Here is a 14,402-nt window from a genome sequence, read left to right on the forward strand (position 1 = left end):
AGTAGGCAGTAGGCAGTAGGCAGTAGGCAGTAGGCAGTAGGCAGTAGGCAGTAGGCAGTAGGCAGTAGGCAGTAGGCAGTAGGCAGTAGGCAGTAGGCAGTAGGCAGTAGGCAGTAGGCAGTAGGTGTGAGTCTTCCTACTGCCTAATCCCTAATCCCTACTGCCTGCGCGCAGTGCCTTGTAGACGGCGATGCCGGCGGCGAGATCTTCAAGCGCTGCGCCTACGGACTTGAACAGCGTGATCTCGCTGTCGTCTTGCCGGCCCTGTTTTTCGCCGCGCGCGAGCTCGTGCAGATCGGCGATGATCGCTTCCGGCTTCAGTACACCGGAGGCCAGGGGCTGGACGATGTCGCCGGCTTCCTTGGTGGCGCCGGCGCGGGTGTCGACAAAGACGCGGGCGCGGGAAATGGCGTCGTCATCGCTTTCGCGCATCGTTGGTGTGAAGCCGCCGACGAGATCGACATGGGCCCCCGGTTTCAGCAGCGCGCCCTTGACCAGCGGCGTGTTCGAGATCGTCGCCGAGGTGACGATGTCGGCTTCGGCAAGCTCCGCATCGAGATCGCCGGCGGCATTCGCCGGAAGGCCTTCGACGCGCAAGGCGGCCGCCACCTTTTCGGCACTGGCCGGCGTGCGGTTCCAGATGCGTATGGAGCCGATCGGCCGCACCGCCGAATGCGCCTTGGCAAGGAAGGACGACAGCGCGCCGGCGCCGATCACCAGAAGCCGCGAGGCATCCTTGCGCGCGAGATAGGAGGCGGCGAGCGCCGAGGCGCAGGCCGTGCGCCACTGCGTCAGGCGCTGGCCGTCGATCAGCGCTTCCGGCTCGCCGGTGACGCCGTCGAGCAAAAGATAGAGACCCATCACCGCCGGCTTGCCGATGGCGTTGTTGTCAGGCGACACGGTGACGATCTTGACCCCGATATGGCCACCGGCCGAGGTGCCGGCGGCGTTGAAATCGGTCCAGGCCGGCATCAGAAGCAGGGTGGAGGCGGCGCCATCCGGCCGTTCGACGCCGTGATGGTGGCGGACTGGCTGCACGGCGCCATCGCGGAAGGCCGTGCGCAGTGTCTCGACAAGGCCGGGAAAGGTCAGCGCGCGATCGACCTCGGCAGCCGAAATGGTCAGCATTGAAAGCTCCGGGACAGCGGGTTCAGTTCGTCGGCTTGGGCAGCGCGGGTCCCTTGGGTGCGGCGGGCGCGCGGCTCACCGCCTGGCGCAAGTTTTCCGCCTCGAGGCCGCGCTGGCGTGCGAGCTTGCGGTAGCGGCCTTGCTTCACCCAGGTGGCCAGGCTGCCGACGATCATGCCGACGGCCAAGGCCAGGAACAGGAAAATGAAAAGCGGCAGGTTCAGCGTAAGCGCGGGATTGCCGGGATGGAATGGATCGAGCGTGAAGGCGACGGAGCCGCGGTTGGCGACGGCGAGCGCGATCAAGATGACGGCCAGCGGCACGAAGACCACGACGAGGATGAAGCGATTGAACATCAGATCTCCATGGAAAGGCTTCTTAAAGCGCGCATGCCTTTGTCCCGAAACCTGTCTTCACTTTCGGGAAACATGCTTTTAGCGCCAAGATGCCATTTCAGCCCGCCGGCGCGGCGCCTATTTGCCGCCGTTCAACCTTTCGCGCAACTCCTTGCCGGTCTTGAAGAATGGCACCCACTTTTCCTCGACTTCGACGGACTCGCCGGTGCGTGGGTTGCGGCCGGTGCGGGCTGGGCGATTTTTCACCGAAAAGGCGCCGAAACCGCGCAACTCGACCCGATTGCCCTCGGCAAGCGCATCGGTGATTTCATCAAAGATCGCGCCGACGATGTTCTCGACGTCGCGCAGGAAAAGGTGCGGGTTGCGTGCAGCAATGATCTGCACAAGTTCGGATTTGATCATGGAACGTTCCCCGTAAAACCACTGCAATTCGATTATCAGGATGATTTTATTGCTTTTTTGGTTCGTCCCGATGGCGCCTCAAGGGTGCCAGACCGAAACGAGACCGTCAAGAAACAAGCGGTCGGCGCCGAGCTCGTGAATGACATCGCCGCCGGCATCCGGCAGTCCGAGCGCCTTGGCCGCCACTTTTGCCATCGACTGGGAAAACAGGAAACCGCCACGCCTGTCCTTATCCTTCCACTCGACGACGTTGAGCTTGCCGTCCACGCCCTTGGTCGCCAGCCAGTCGATCGCCTCCTGCTCACCGCCGACGGCGTCGACCAGATGGTTGGCCAAAGCCTGGCGGCCGGTGAAGATCGACCCGTCGGCCAGCGCCAACGCCTGGTCGCGCGTCATCTTGCGGCGGTCGGCGACAATGCCGACGAACCAGTCATAGCTGTCCAGGATCAGCTTGCGCACCATGGCGCGCTCGTCGTCATTGGTCGGCTTGAAGGGCGAGGGCGAAGCCTTGAGCGGAGATGATTTCACTTCTTCCAGCCTGATGCCGAGCTTGTCCATCAGCCCGCTGACATCAGGGTATTGGATCAGCACGCCGATCGAGCCGACGATCGAAGTCTTGCGGGCAACGATATGGTCGGCCGCGCTGGCGATCATATAGCCGGCAGATGCCGCCAGCGTGCCGACTTCGGCCACCACCGGCTTGTCGCCGGCAAGCTTGCGCACAGCCTCGAAGATGGATTCGCCGCCGACCGTGGTGCCTCCAGGCGAATCGACCGACAGGATGACGCCCTTTACCTCCGGCGACTTGCGGATCGCCTCCAGCCTTTTGAGCAGCTCCTCGTCCTCGGTGATGGTGCCTTCAATCTTGACCTTGGCGATATGGGGGACTGCGCGGCCGGTAAAATTATCGTCATAGACCCAGGCCGAGAAGGCGAACACCGCAGCCGCCAGAACCACAAAAGCGGCCACGCGCCAGAAGGTCAGCTTACGGCGCAAGCGGCGGCGGTCGATCAGGTCGTCGGCTCTCATTGCCATTGTCAGCCTCATGGGTCGTGGGAAAGCACGCTTTTAAAGCAAGCCTCGGCACACGGCTACCGTTTCCTGAAAGGCGCGACTTCGAGCTTCGATGTTTACATCGACCTTACGAAAAATTAACGCAACCAGTCCGTATCTGCTATGAAGTAGAGGCCGGGCCGCCGAATTGCACTCGATTTTGCGGGCTGCAGCCGTCACATTTTTGCAGTTTTCCTCCGCTTGTGCTTGCTTGTAGGTGTCGGCATACCACCTATAGGCGGTGTTTGGGCGGGCAAAGGTCCATTAGAAAAGTCATGTTGGCTCGATCTGACGAAACGAGCGGTGCCAAAACGGCATCGGCTCCCGCGACCCAAGGCGGCACGCGTGGCGATGCTTTCAATCGCGCGCAGCGGCACTCGCGCCGCGTCCGCGTGCTGAAATTCGCGGTGCCGCTGCTCGCGGTCGCGATTGCCGTCGCCTTTCCGGTCTATTCCTACCTCAAGGCGCCCGTGTCCATCTCCGTGCAGGCCGACGGCACGGCGTTTTCGAACGGCAAGCTGGTGATGGCCAATCCCAAGCTCAACGGTTTCACCAAGCAGAAGCTGCCCTATTCGCTTACGGCGACGCGGGCGACGCAGGATGTCGGCCAGCAGGCCGTCATCGACCTCGAAGGCATCAATGCCAAACTGCCCGTTGCCACCGACAACATCGTGTCGGTCGATGCCGCGCACGGTATCTACAACCGCGACGCCAATACGATGGACCTGACCAGCGACGTCAGCGTGACGACGACAGACGGCCTGGTAGCGAAGTTCAAATCGATCTTCCTAGACATGGGCAAAGGCTCTATGAAGACGGGCAATCCGGTCGACGTCAGCCGTGGCGGGTCGCGCATCACCGCGGACTCGATGTCGGTCGAGGACAATGGCAGGCTCGTGGTTTTCGAGAGCCGGGTTCGCGTCAACATCGATCCAATCGCGCTGAAGGCAGCAGGGGTAAACAGTGGAGAACAGAATGCGTCGCAGTAAATCCGCATGGCTTCTGGGCGCTGCTTCCGCATTGCTGTTCTTGGGAACAGCACACTCGTTCGCGCAATCGAGCGCGACCAGCCAGATCCCGGGGCTGAAACTGTCGGGCGACCAGCCGATCCAGATCGAAAGCGACAAGCTCGAGGTCCGGCAAGCCGACAGCATGGCCGTGTTCAGCGGCAACGTGACAGTCAATCAGGGGCCGACCCTGCTCAAGGCCGGCAAGATGACGGTCTACTACGTCAAGGATCCCAAGGCTGACAAAAGCGCGGCGGCCGGAGCGTCGGCAATGACGGGTGCCGCCAATATCGACCATCTGGAGGTCGAGAACAAAGTCTACATCAAATCGAACGACCAGATCGCCACCGGCGACTCCGGAAAGTTCGACATGAAGACGCAGGTGCTGGTGCTTTCGGGCAAGGAAGTGGTGCTGTCGCAAGGCGACAACGTGCTCAAGGGCTGCAAGCTCACCGTGCAGATGAAAACCGGCCTTGCCAATGTCGAAGGCTGCGGCGGCCGCGTTTTCATGTCGTTCACACCCCAGAAACAGGGTACGCAGCAGCAGGGAGCGTCGAGCAACTAATGGCCGGCGTAGCTTCGCTGCTTGCCCGTCTCCCTGGACGGGCGGCCGCACAGCCGGCTGTGCCGGCGACGGTCGGTACCGACAAGGCAAAGTTCAAGGGCACCCTAATCGCCAAGGGCCTGACCAAGAGCTACAAGGGCCGCAAGGTGGTGAGCGGCGTCACGATCGGTGTGCGTGCGGGCGAGGCCGTCGGCCTGCTCGGCCCCAACGGCGCCGGGAAGACAACCTGCTTCTACATGGTCACCGGCCTCGTGCCCGTCGACGAAGGCTCGATCGAGATCGACGGCTTCGATGTCACCTCGATGCCGATGTACCGGCGAGCCCGCCTTGGCATCGGCTATCTGCCGCAGGAAGCCTCGATCTTCCGGGGCCTGAACGTCGAGCAGAACATCCGCGCCGTTCTGGAGGTGGTGGAAAAGAGCCGCAAGGAACGCGAGCGCACGCTCGACGAGCTGCTCGAGGAATTTCACATCAGCCATCTGCGCAAGGCGCCGTCGATGTCGCTGTCGGGCGGTGAACGGCGGCGCCTCGAAATCGCGCGGGCGCTGGCGACGCGGCCGGCCTATATGCTGCTCGACGAACCCTTCGCCGGCATCGACCCGATCGCCGTCGCCGACATCCAGCAGCTCGTGCGCCACCTCACGGCGCGCGGCATCGGCGTTTTGATCACCGACCACAATGTGCGCGAGACGCTCGGCCTTATCGACCGCGCCTATATCATCCATGCCGGCCAAGTGCTGACGCACGGCCGGGCCGATGAAATCGTCGCCAACGCCGATGTCCGGCGTCTCTATCTCGGCGAGGGCTTTACGCTCTGAGCGTGAAATACCTTTCCCTTGGGTGAATTTCGACTGCTTTGTCGCGATTTCTCGGCCAGATAACGCTCCGGTAAGCCGCTCCTGCTAGCGTTTTCCTTGACAAGCAAAAGCCGGGCCAGTTTCTATGCCTGGCCGGGAAAATCTGCTTCGGCACAGTCCGATGCGTAGACGAGGCGTTTGAATCACACCATGGCGCTGGCAGCCAAACTGCAGCTCAGACAGTCCCAGTCGCTGGTGATGACGCCGCAGCTGATGCAGTCGATCCGGCTGCTGCAGCTTACCCATGTCGAGCTCGAGCGCTTCATCGACGAGGAGATCGAGCGCAACCCGCTGTTGGAGCGGGCCGAACCGCAGGACGACGCTGCCAGCGATCAGTCCCAGAAAAGCGAGGCGGCGCCGGAAAAGGATACCGAAGGCGACTGGTTCGAGGGCGAGACGGAGTGGAGCGCGGAGGCGATCTCGCAAAAGCTCGATTCCTCCCTCGAGAACCTGTTTCCCGATGATCCCGGCACAAGTGAGAGGCTGGGGCCGGATCTCTCCGCACAGTGGAAGTCGGCTGCGGGGGGCGGCGCCGGCGCAGCATCATCCGAGGGGTTCGACGTCGGCGACATGGCTGCGGCCGCCGTCACGCTGCGCGAACATGTCGGCGAGCAGATCGCGCTTGCTTCCCTCAGCCATGGCCAGCGCCTCATCGCGGGAGAGCTCGCCGACGGGCTCGACGAAGCCGGTTATCTGCGCACCAACCTCGATGAGATCGCGGCCCGGCTCGGTACGGATGACGCGACGGTGGAGCGTGCGCTTGGCGTCTGCCAGACCTTCGAGCCGGCCGGACTTTTCGCGCGCGACCTTGCCGAATGCCTGTCGCTGCAGCTGGCGGTGCGCGATCGGCTCGATCCGGCGATGAAAGCGCTGGTCGCCAATCTCGAGCTTTTGGCGCGGCGGGATTTCCAGACGTTGAAACGCATCTGCGGCGTCGACGAGGAGGACCTTCTCGACATGCTGGCAGAGATCCGCGCGCTCGATCCGCGGCCAGGCATGGCGTTTTCGGGCGGCGCAAGCGATGCGATCGTCGCCGATGTCGAGGTCCGCGCCGCCAATGACGGCAGCTGGACGGTGGAACTCAACGCCGACACGCTGCCGCGCGTGCTGGTGGACAATGTCTATTTTGCCCGCGTTTCGAGCCACGCCAAGGACCAGGCGGAAAAGGATTTTCTCTCCGAATGCCTGCAGAACGCCAACTGGCTGACGCGCAGCCTCGATCAGCGGGCCAAGACCATCCTCAAGGTGGCGTCCGAGATCGTGCGGCAGCAGGACGCCTTCCTCGTCCATGGCGTGCGTCATCTCAAGCCGCTCAACCTGCGCACGGTGGCCGATGCCATCGGCATGCATGAATCGACGGTCAGCCGCGTCACCGCCAACAAATACATGCTGACGCCGCGCGGCGTCTTCGAGCTGCGCTACTTCTTCACCGCATCGATCGCCTCGGCGGCAGGCGGCGAAGCGCATTCGTCCGAGGCCGTGCGCGACCGCATCAAGCAGATGATCGACGAGGAAAAGCCCGCCGACGTGCTTTCCGACGACGCCATCGTCGACATGCTCAAGGAAAGCGGGGTCGACATCGCGCGCCGCACCGTCGCGAAGTATCGCGAAGGCATGAACATTCCATCGTCGGTGCAGCGGCGGCGGGAAAAGCGGGCGCTCGCCAACGCCGGCCGCTAGAACGGTTCACCGTTTCACGGAAATTGCGAACCACTCTACCTCTTTGTTTTGACGCAATTGCGGATGGACAACCGTGCGCCGCTAACGCTCCGTTTCAGGTTCTCGAAAACCGCCATTCTCGCCTCGGCCAGACCCGAATCTCAGCAAGCCTTAGCCGGTGCGATACACGCGGATTTTCCACAGTTCCCAAGCTTCATTGACAAGCCGCAATGAAGTGTCTAGAAGCCCGCCCGCATGAGCAGGGCGGTAATGCCAGCTTGCGAATGGGTCCGTCAGACAAGGCCACGGACGGCCAAGAAGGCGACTTGTGATCAACCGAAAAGTTCGGGTCTAAAATCGGCGCGCATGCCGCTGCAAAGCTTGTGCGCGCGCACCACGGGTATAAACTCGGGAACAGTTTGAAGCCTGAGCAGGAAGGTCAGTTTTCAGATGAATCTACGCATTTCGGGAAAACACATGGACATCGGCGATGCGTTCCGCACGCGCATCAACGACCGTGTCGGCGAGGCGATCGAGAAATATTTCGATCGGGGTTTTTCAGGACATGTCACGGTCATCAAATCGGGGTCGCGTTTCTCCGCCGACTGCATGGTCCGGCTCGATTCCGGCGCTTCCTTGCAGGCGACCGGCGATGCCCAGGATCCGACGCTTGCCTTCGAGGCTGCGGCCGATCGCCTGGAAACACGGCTGCGGCGCTACAAGCGCCGATTGAAGTCACGCAACACCGGCAACGGCAATGGCGAGGAACCGACCGACATCGCCTACACCGTCATGGCTCCTCTCACCGACGATGAGGAAGACATTCCGGAGGATTTCGCTCCGGTCATCGTCGCCGAATCAAGCATGACGCTGCGGACCATGTCGGTGGCGTCGGCTGTCATTGAGCTCGATACCAGCGACAGCCCGGTCTTCGTCTTCCGCAACGCCGGAACCGACCATCTCAACATCGTCTACCGCCGGCCGGACGGGAACATCGGCTGGATCGATCCGTCAACGACCAAAGTCGCGCAGGGATAAAAAGCCAGCCGCGCGAGGGGGCGACGACTGGCGCGGCAGGCGAGCAAGGGATTTTTCAAGCATGGATCTCAGTGATCTCATCAGCGTTCCGGCGATCATGCCGGCGCTGAAGGCGAATTCCAAAAAGCAGCTTCTGCAATTGCTGTCGGAGAGGGCGGCGGCGATTTCGGGGATTCCGGAACGGGAGGTGTTCGACACCATCCTGCAGCGCGAGCGGCTGGGCTCGACCGGGGTCGGCAACGGCATCGCCATTCCGCACGGCAAGCTCGCCGGCGTGAAGCGGATCGCGGGCGTCTTTGCCCGGCTGGAGACGCCGGTGGATTTCGAGGCGCTGGACGACCAGCCGGTCGATCTGGTGTTTTTGCTGCTGGCGCCGGAAGGTGCGGGCGCCGACCATCTCAAGGCGCTGTCGCGCATCGCGCGCGTGCTGCGCGATGCCGACACGGTGGCCAAGATCAGGGGGACGCGCGACGCGGTGGCGATCCACGCGCTGCTGTCGGACGCGCAGGCCTCGCACGCGGCCTGAAGTTTTTTGGATTAAAGCTTCCAAGGGCCGCCGCGTGCGGCCCTTTCGATTCCGGACGTCACAGTCAAAGTCCGGTTAAGCCATGGATCTTGCCCGAAAACCGGATTCCACTTTTCGGGGATCATGGTTTAGTGGATCGCAACGGTGGTCAGGTCGTTCTCCAACGCACCCGCCAGCGCCCGGTCACGAGCATCGGAAAGCAGGATGGGCTGGCCGTTGGCGGCGAAAAGCGCCCACAGCTCCAGGCCGGGCGCGATTTCATCGAGGCCGGGGAAGCGGCCGCGCAGGTCGTCGCTCGACACTTTCCTGAGATAAGCGACCGAACCTTCGCCGAGATGGGCGAGTTCGCCGCTGGTCATGGTGATCAATTCGTCAGTTCTGGTCATTTCAAGCCTCCTTGGCGCGAGGACGCCAGGATTGGCCGTCTCGCATAGAGCCGTCGGCGAAGATCAGTCTTTCACCGATATGTTTATTTTCCGTACCAGCCGCTCGGCCTCCGGCCGGTCGAGATCGATCGACAGCAGGCCGTTCTTCAGTTCCGCCGCGATCACCCGCATGCCGTCGGCCAGCACGAAGCAGCGCTGGAACTGCCGCGCGGCGATGCCGCGGTGGAGGAATTCGCGCTCGGTGTCGTCGGTCTGACGGCCGCGCACGATGAGCTGGTTTTCCTCCGTGGTGACATCGAGGTCGCTTTCGGCGAAACCCGCCACAGCAAGCGTGATGCGCAGCCTTTCGGCCTTGCCGTCGTCGGCGTTCAGGCGCTCGATGTTATAGGGAGGGTAGCCGTCGCCGGACTTCGCCAAACGCTCAAGCGTCTTTTCCATGGCATCGAAGCCCAGAAGAAGCGGGCTGGAGAAGGGCGTCATTCGACTCATTGTTACACTGTCCTCTGAAGAGCGACACAAACTGGAAAAACCCGGATGGCATTTTTCCCGATGGTCTTGATATGGTCCGCCGCGCGATCAAGTTCAAGCCACTGAAATCAGGATGACGTTTCGTTGAACCGCCATCCTGGTTCAGCTCTTCGTTGGAGCATGATCTTGTCCGAAAACCGGTTCCCACTTTTCGGGATCATGCTCTAAACCCCGCCCAAAAAGACTCCCAAAAGGAATTGAAATGCCCCAATCCAGAAAGATCATCATCGACACGGACCCCGGCCAGGACGATGCCGTCGCCATATTGCTGGCGCTCGGCAGTTCCGAGCTGGAGATCGTCGGTATCACCGCAGTTGCGGGCAACGTGCCGCTGAAGCTGACCCAGAATAACGCCCGCAAGATCTGCGAACTGGCCGGCAGGCCCGACATTAAGGTCTATGCCGGCGCCATCCGCCCGCTGGCGCGCCAACTCGTCACCGCCGAGGAAGTGCATGGCAAGACCGGGCTGAACGGTCCGCAACTGCCTGAGCCGACAATGCCGTTGCAAGAACAGTACGCCGTCGATTTCATCGTCGAGACCCTGACGCGCGAGGAAAGCGGCACGATCACGCTCTGCCCGCTCGGACCGCTTACCAACATAGCGCTGGCGCTGATCCGCGAACCCGGGATCGCGCCGCGGATCAAGGAAATCGTCTTGATGGGCGGCGGCTTCTTCGAGGGCGGCAATGTGACGCCGGCCGCGGAATTCAACATCTATGTCGACCCGCAGGCCGCCGATGTGGTGTTCAAATCCGGCATTCCGATCGTGATGATGCCGCTCGACGTCACCCACAAGGCGCTGACCACGTCCAGGCGCACGCAGGCCTTTCGCCAGCTCGGCACCAAGGTGGGCGCCGCGACCGCCGAGATGCTGGAATTCTTCGAGCGCTACGACGAGGAAAAATACAGCACCGACGGCGGGCCGCTACACGATCCATGCGTGATCGCCTATCTCATCAAGCCGGAGCTGTTCAAGGGCCGCCACTGCAATGTCAGCGTCGAGACCGCGTCGGAGCTCACCATGGGCATGACGGTGATCGATTGGTGGGGCGTCACCAAGCGGGAGAAGAACGCCATGGTGATGCGTGACATCGACCATGACGGCTTCTTCGCGCTCCTGGTGGAGAGGCTGGGGCGGCTGTAGAGAGCTGCCTTCTCCCCGTTTACGGGGAGAAGGTCCCGGCAGGGGGATGAGGGGCAGCACGAACGCTCATGTTTTCATTCCGCAAACCGGTAGAAGACGAAGCCGTTGTCGCGCGTGACGCGCTCTATCTTCGCATGCGAGTTCAGCAAATGCGGACGATCGTCGTCGATCAGAGCAGAACCGCCGTTTTCCATGGAGACGAAATAGATTCCGCGGCCGTGGTCCAGCTGAACACTCTTGACCGTTGCTTCGATCGAATCGAATGACCGGATCGGGCTGGCGTCATTGGTCCATTTATTGGCGGCCAAGGAAAACATCACTGCAAACGCAGCAACGGAAAGGACAACGCCAAGAGCGTTCCTTTTCAAATCCGTGTAAGACCACGACATCGGTTTGAATCCCCTGCTTCCCAGTCATGTGGTGACAGGAAGGCCGACGTTCAACGGCCTCCCTGTTGCAGCAAGGTGCGGTTTGCGTCTTGGTTCGCGACTGCCGTTATTTCGCCTTCGAAAACGCCAGCCACAGCCCGCCGCCGACCAGGAAGCTGCCGCTGATGCGCGACATCAGCCTGACGCGGCTGGCCGACAGCAGCCGACCGGCGCGGCCCGCAGCAAGTGCGTAGGTCGAGTCCGACATGGCGGCGAAGATCATCGCGGTCAGGCCCATCACCACGATCTGCAGCGTGTAATTGCCCTGCGGCGCGATGAACTGCGGGAAGAAGGCGCCGAAGAAGACAAGCGTCTTCGGATTTGAGATCGCCACCAGAAAACCCTGCAGGAAGAAGCCGCCGCGCGGTTTGCGGGCCGATCCGTCGGGGTTCAGCGTGCCTTTGGCGCGGAACATCTGCACACCCATCCAGATCAGATAGGCGGCGCCGATCAGCCGCACCCATTCGAACCAGTGGCCCATGCCGGCGATCAGCGTGTTGAGACCGATGCCGACAATGGCGATCATGATGGCGAGACCGGCCTGCGTGCCGGCTACATTGGCCAAGCCGGCGCGCGAGCCATGACGGATGCTGTTGGCGATGATCAGCGTCACCGTCGGCCCTGGCACCAGGATAATGACGATGCAGGCGACGACATAGGTTGCGTAAAGTTCCAGCGACATGGTCTTTCCTCGAACGGACGGAGGTGATGCGGCGGTGGCCGCGGATCAATGCATGGCGCCGCCGCCGGCGCAAGTCGCCCTGCATTGCCGACCGGAATCGCTCAAGCCGCGCCTGCCGACCAGGGCAGCATCGCCTCATAGGCGGCGCCGGCCTTGAGTACATCCAAGTCGCCGCGCGGGCGGCCGACCAGCTGAATGCCCATCGGCCGGCCTTTCTCGTCGAAGCCGGCCGGCACATTGAGCGCCGGGCAGCCGCCCAGCGTGGCAAAAGCCGAGACCTGCATCCAGCGGTGATAGCTGTCCATGGCGTGGCCCGAGACCTCGCGCGGCCAATGGGTCGAGACGTCGAAGGGAAAGACTTGCGCGCTGGGGAGCGCGATCAGGTCGAAGCGTTCGAACAACGAAAGCAGCGTGCGGTGCCAAGAGGTGCGCCGAACGGTTGCGGCATGGATCTGCGGCGCGGTCAGGCGCATCGCCTGTTCCACTTCCCATACAGCCTCAGGCTTCAAAAGCCTGCGTTTTGCCGGGTCGTCGTAATGCGCCTTCAGCCCGCAGCCGCTGCTCGACTGACGCAAGGTGACAAAAGCCTGCCACAGCGCCTCGAAGTCGACATCCGGGACCAGCGCTTCGCTGTGGTACGACGCGTCGGCGAAGCGGGCGAGGGCAGTCCCGCAAAGTTCGAGTACGCCCGGCTCCGTCGGCAGGTGGCCGCCGAGGTCGCCCAGCCAGGCGACGCGGCCGCCGGCCGCCTTCGCGCGCAAGCCGTCGAGGAACGAGCCCTCCTTGGCATGCGACAGCGGGGCTTGTGGATGATAGCCGGCCTGTTCATCGAGCAACAGCGCGATGTCGCGCACGCTGCGGCCCATCGGCCCCTCGACGCCCATTTGGGAATGGAAGACCTCGAAAGTCGGACCGGCGGGCACAAGACCCTGCGAGGGACGGAAACCGTAGACGTTGTTATAGGCGGCCGGATTGCGCAGCGAGCCGCCGAAGTCGCTGCCGTCGGCGACCGGCACCATGTCGAGCGCCAGCGCCACAGCCGCGCCGCCGCTCGAGCCGCCGGCGGTCAGCGCCGGGTCGAAAGCGTTGAGCGTCGGCCCGAAGACCGGATTGTAGGTGTTGGAGCCGAGGCCGAATTCCGGAACATTGGTCTTGCCGATGATGATGGCGCCGGCCTTGCGGATGCGCTCGACGAAGAATTCGTCCTCGTCGGGAATGAAATCGGCGAAGATCGGTGAGCCGAACGTGGTTCTCAGCCCCTTGGTCAGGGCCAGATCCTTGATGGCGATCGGCAGACCGAACAGCGATCCCGTCTCGCTGCCCTGCGCCAGATGCGCATCGGCCGTATCGGCATCGGCCAGGATGTCGGCGCGCTGGCGCAGCGAGACGATGGCGTTGACCAGCGGGTTCACCATCTCGATGCGGTCGAGGAAAGCGCCGGCCACCTCGCGCGCCGACAAATGGCGCTGCCTGATCTTATCGGCGAGTTCGACGGCTGAGAGGCGGCAGATGTCGCCGGCCGGCGGCACGGCGTGCTTGGTGACGGGACGCATGGCCGCTACCGCGCCGCCGCCAAGGCAGCGTCGACGTCCTTTGCCAACGGAATGGCCGGCTGCGCGCCGGGCTTCAGGCAGGCGAGCGAGCCGGCCACGGCGGCGCGGGTGAGTGCTTGCTTAAGCGACAGGCCGGACGACAGGCCGGCGCCGAAATAGCCGCAGAACGTGTCGCCGGCGCCGACCGTGTCGACCGGCGTGATCTTCAGCGCCGGAATGATGAGGAAATCGTCCGGCGTGGCGGCGAGCACGCCATCGCCACCCAGCGTGACGACGATGGCGCGGCCTGTCTTGCCGGCATAGTCGCGCATGCGGGCGGGGCGGTCGCGTCCGGAAAGCGCCAGGGCCTCGCCATAGAGATCGAACTCGGTTTCGTTGGCGACGGCATAGTCGGCCCTGCCGAGGAAGCCTGCGGCTTCGGCCCGGAAGGGAGCGGTGTTGAGCACGCTGATGGCGCCCGCCGCGCGCGCCGCGTCAAGCGTGGCCTCGACCGTCTGCAGCGGGATCTCGTGCTGCAAGAGCACGACATCGCCCTTTTTCAGGAAGGCCTTGGCAACATCGCCCGGAACGACCGAGTCGTTGGCGCCCGGCACGACGGCAATGACGTTTTCGCCGTCGGCACCGACCAGGATCAACGCCGTGCCAGTGGAGGCGAAGCTCTGGCCGACACCGGAGAGATCGACATTGCCGGCCTTGAGAAGCGCGAGCGCCTCGGCGGCGAAACTATCCTTGCCGACCGCGCCCACCATGCGCACTTGGGCGCCGGCGCGCGCCGCGGCCAGCGCCTGGTTGGCGCCCTTACCGCCGGGCGCGGTGGCGAAGCTGGAGCCGCGGACGGTCTCGCCGGGTTCCGGCAAGCGGTCGACATTGGCGATGAGGTCGAGGTTGATCGAACCGACAACGATAATCAAAAAGTGCCTCCCGCTGAAGCGGGCCAGCCTGCGTTGAAAGGCGAACCTGCTCCAAGAATCTGCTTTTGCGCAATTCCAGGCGAAAATAACGTAAAGCGCATTTCCTGGAATTGCAGGCTGGCGCGAAGCTAGCCGCAAAGACCGCCGGTTGCCAGATCATGTCGGTTGCGCGAGCCTTTG

The 14,402-nt window shown here is 63.0% G+C and carries 17 protein-coding genes; 7 read left to right on the plus strand and 10 right to left on the minus strand.

Annotated features, from left to right (window positions below; all coding sequences use genetic code 11):
• Positions 1-150: 150 nt before the first annotated feature.
• The 4 genes from lhpI to sppA all read right to left on the minus strand — a co-directional run bounded on the left by lhpI (position 151) and on the right by sppA (position 2,920).
• Positions 151-1,128 carry a bifunctional Delta(1)-pyrroline-2-carboxylate/Delta(1)-piperideine-2-carboxylate reductase gene (gene lhpI / locus RFM68_RS31480; RefSeq protein WP_320236864.1) on the minus strand — a complete coding sequence of 326 codons (978 nt, stop codon included), beginning with the start codon at positions 1,126-1,128 and terminating at the stop codon, positions 151-153.
• 22 nt (positions 1,129-1,150) lie between these two features.
• The gene (locus RFM68_RS31485) at positions 1,151-1,483 is read right to left on the minus strand and encodes a DUF1049 domain-containing protein (protein ID WP_320236865.1); all 333 of its coding nucleotides are present in this window, start codon (positions 1,481-1,483) and stop codon (positions 1,151-1,153) included.
• A 117-nt stretch (positions 1,484-1,600) separates the two neighbouring features.
• The gene (locus RFM68_RS31490; RefSeq protein ID WP_027165368.1) at positions 1,601-1,885 is read right to left on the minus strand and encodes an integration host factor subunit beta; all 285 of its coding nucleotides are present in this window, start codon (positions 1,883-1,885) and stop codon (positions 1,601-1,603) included.
• Positions 1,886-1,963: 78 nt separating this feature from the next.
• Positions 1,964-2,920 (minus strand): signal peptide peptidase SppA, encoded by a 957-nt coding sequence (sppA, locus tag RFM68_RS31495; protein WP_320236866.1) that lies wholly within the window; start codon positions 2,918-2,920, stop codon positions 1,964-1,966.
• Between the two features lie 293 nt (positions 2,921-3,213).
• Here sppA and lptC point away from each other — a divergent pair, with 293 nt between their 5' ends.
• The 6 genes from lptC (at position 3,214) to ptsN (ending at position 8,590) form a co-directional block, all read left to right on the plus strand.
• Entirely contained in the window at positions 3,214-3,927 is a 714-nt protein-coding gene (gene lptC, locus RFM68_RS31500; RefSeq protein WP_320236867.1) for an LPS export ABC transporter periplasmic protein LptC, read from the plus strand.
• Positions 3,914-4,510, plus strand: coding sequence for an LptA/OstA family protein (locus RFM68_RS31505; protein ID WP_320236868.1), 597 nt, complete (start codon positions 3,914-3,916; stop codon positions 4,508-4,510). The genes lptC and RFM68_RS31505 overlap by 14 nt, the downstream gene beginning before the upstream one ends.
• Entirely contained in the window at positions 4,510-5,328 is an 819-nt protein-coding gene (lptB, locus tag RFM68_RS31510) for an LPS export ABC transporter ATP-binding protein (RefSeq protein ID WP_320236869.1), read from the plus strand. Before RFM68_RS31505 ends, lptB begins: the two co-directional genes overlap by 1 nt.
• Before the next feature lie 189 nt (positions 5,329-5,517).
• Positions 5,518-7,047, plus strand: coding sequence for an RNA polymerase factor sigma-54 (gene rpoN / locus RFM68_RS31515; protein WP_320236870.1), 1,530 nt, complete (start codon positions 5,518-5,520; stop codon positions 7,045-7,047).
• 429 nt (positions 7,048-7,476) lie between these two features.
• The gene (hpf, locus tag RFM68_RS31520) at positions 7,477-8,064 is read left to right on the plus strand and encodes a ribosome hibernation-promoting factor, HPF/YfiA family (RefSeq protein ID WP_320236871.1); all 588 of its coding nucleotides are present in this window, start codon (positions 7,477-7,479) and stop codon (positions 8,062-8,064) included.
• Positions 8,065-8,125: 61 nt separating this feature from the next.
• The gene (gene ptsN / locus RFM68_RS31525) at positions 8,126-8,590 is read left to right on the plus strand and encodes a PTS IIA-like nitrogen regulatory protein PtsN (RefSeq protein ID WP_140546444.1); all 465 of its coding nucleotides are present in this window, start codon (positions 8,126-8,128) and stop codon (positions 8,588-8,590) included.
• A 128-nt stretch (positions 8,591-8,718) separates the two neighbouring features.
• On the opposite strand, the gene RFM68_RS31530 is transcribed toward ptsN, so the two are convergent.
• Both RFM68_RS31530 and RFM68_RS31535 read right to left on the minus strand, forming a co-directional pair.
• Positions 8,719-8,976, minus strand: coding sequence for a BQ00720 family protein (locus RFM68_RS31530; RefSeq protein WP_320236872.1), 258 nt, complete (start codon positions 8,974-8,976; stop codon positions 8,719-8,721).
• A gap of 63 nt (positions 8,977-9,039) precedes the next feature.
• Positions 9,040-9,465 (minus strand): Hsp20 family protein, encoded by a 426-nt coding sequence (locus RFM68_RS31535; protein WP_320236873.1) that lies wholly within the window; start codon positions 9,463-9,465, stop codon positions 9,040-9,042.
• Between the two features lie 241 nt (positions 9,466-9,706).
• On the opposite strand from RFM68_RS31535, the gene RFM68_RS31540 reads away from it, so the two are divergent.
• The gene (locus RFM68_RS31540; RefSeq protein ID WP_320236874.1) at positions 9,707-10,648 is read left to right on the plus strand and encodes a nucleoside hydrolase; all 942 of its coding nucleotides are present in this window, start codon (positions 9,707-9,709) and stop codon (positions 10,646-10,648) included.
• Positions 10,649-10,722: 74 nt separating this feature from the next.
• On the opposite strand, the gene RFM68_RS31545 is transcribed toward RFM68_RS31540, so the two are convergent.
• The 4 genes from RFM68_RS31545 to RFM68_RS31560 all read right to left on the minus strand — a co-directional run bounded on the left by RFM68_RS31545 (position 10,723) and on the right by RFM68_RS31560 (position 14,222).
• On the minus strand, positions 10,723-11,037 hold the full coding sequence (locus tag RFM68_RS31545) for a hypothetical protein (RefSeq protein ID WP_320236875.1): 315 nt from the start codon (positions 11,035-11,037) through the stop codon (positions 10,723-10,725).
• Positions 11,038-11,143: 106 nt separating this feature from the next.
• On the minus strand, positions 11,144-11,758 hold the full coding sequence (locus RFM68_RS31550) for a LysE family translocator (RefSeq protein WP_112096583.1): 615 nt from the start codon (positions 11,756-11,758) through the stop codon (positions 11,144-11,146).
• A gap of 101 nt (positions 11,759-11,859) precedes the next feature.
• The gene (locus tag RFM68_RS31555; protein WP_320236876.1) at positions 11,860-13,311 is read right to left on the minus strand and encodes an amidase; all 1,452 of its coding nucleotides are present in this window, start codon (positions 13,309-13,311) and stop codon (positions 11,860-11,862) included.
• Between the two features lie 5 nt (positions 13,312-13,316).
• Entirely contained in the window at positions 13,317-14,222 is a 906-nt protein-coding gene (locus RFM68_RS31560; RefSeq protein WP_320236877.1) for a ribokinase, read from the minus strand.
• Positions 14,223-14,402 lie beyond the last annotated feature (180 nt).

Source organism: Mesorhizobium montanum (genome assembly GCF_033977145.1).
Classification (GTDB): domain Bacteria; phylum Pseudomonadota; class Alphaproteobacteria; order Rhizobiales; family Rhizobiaceae; genus Mesorhizobium; species Mesorhizobium montanum.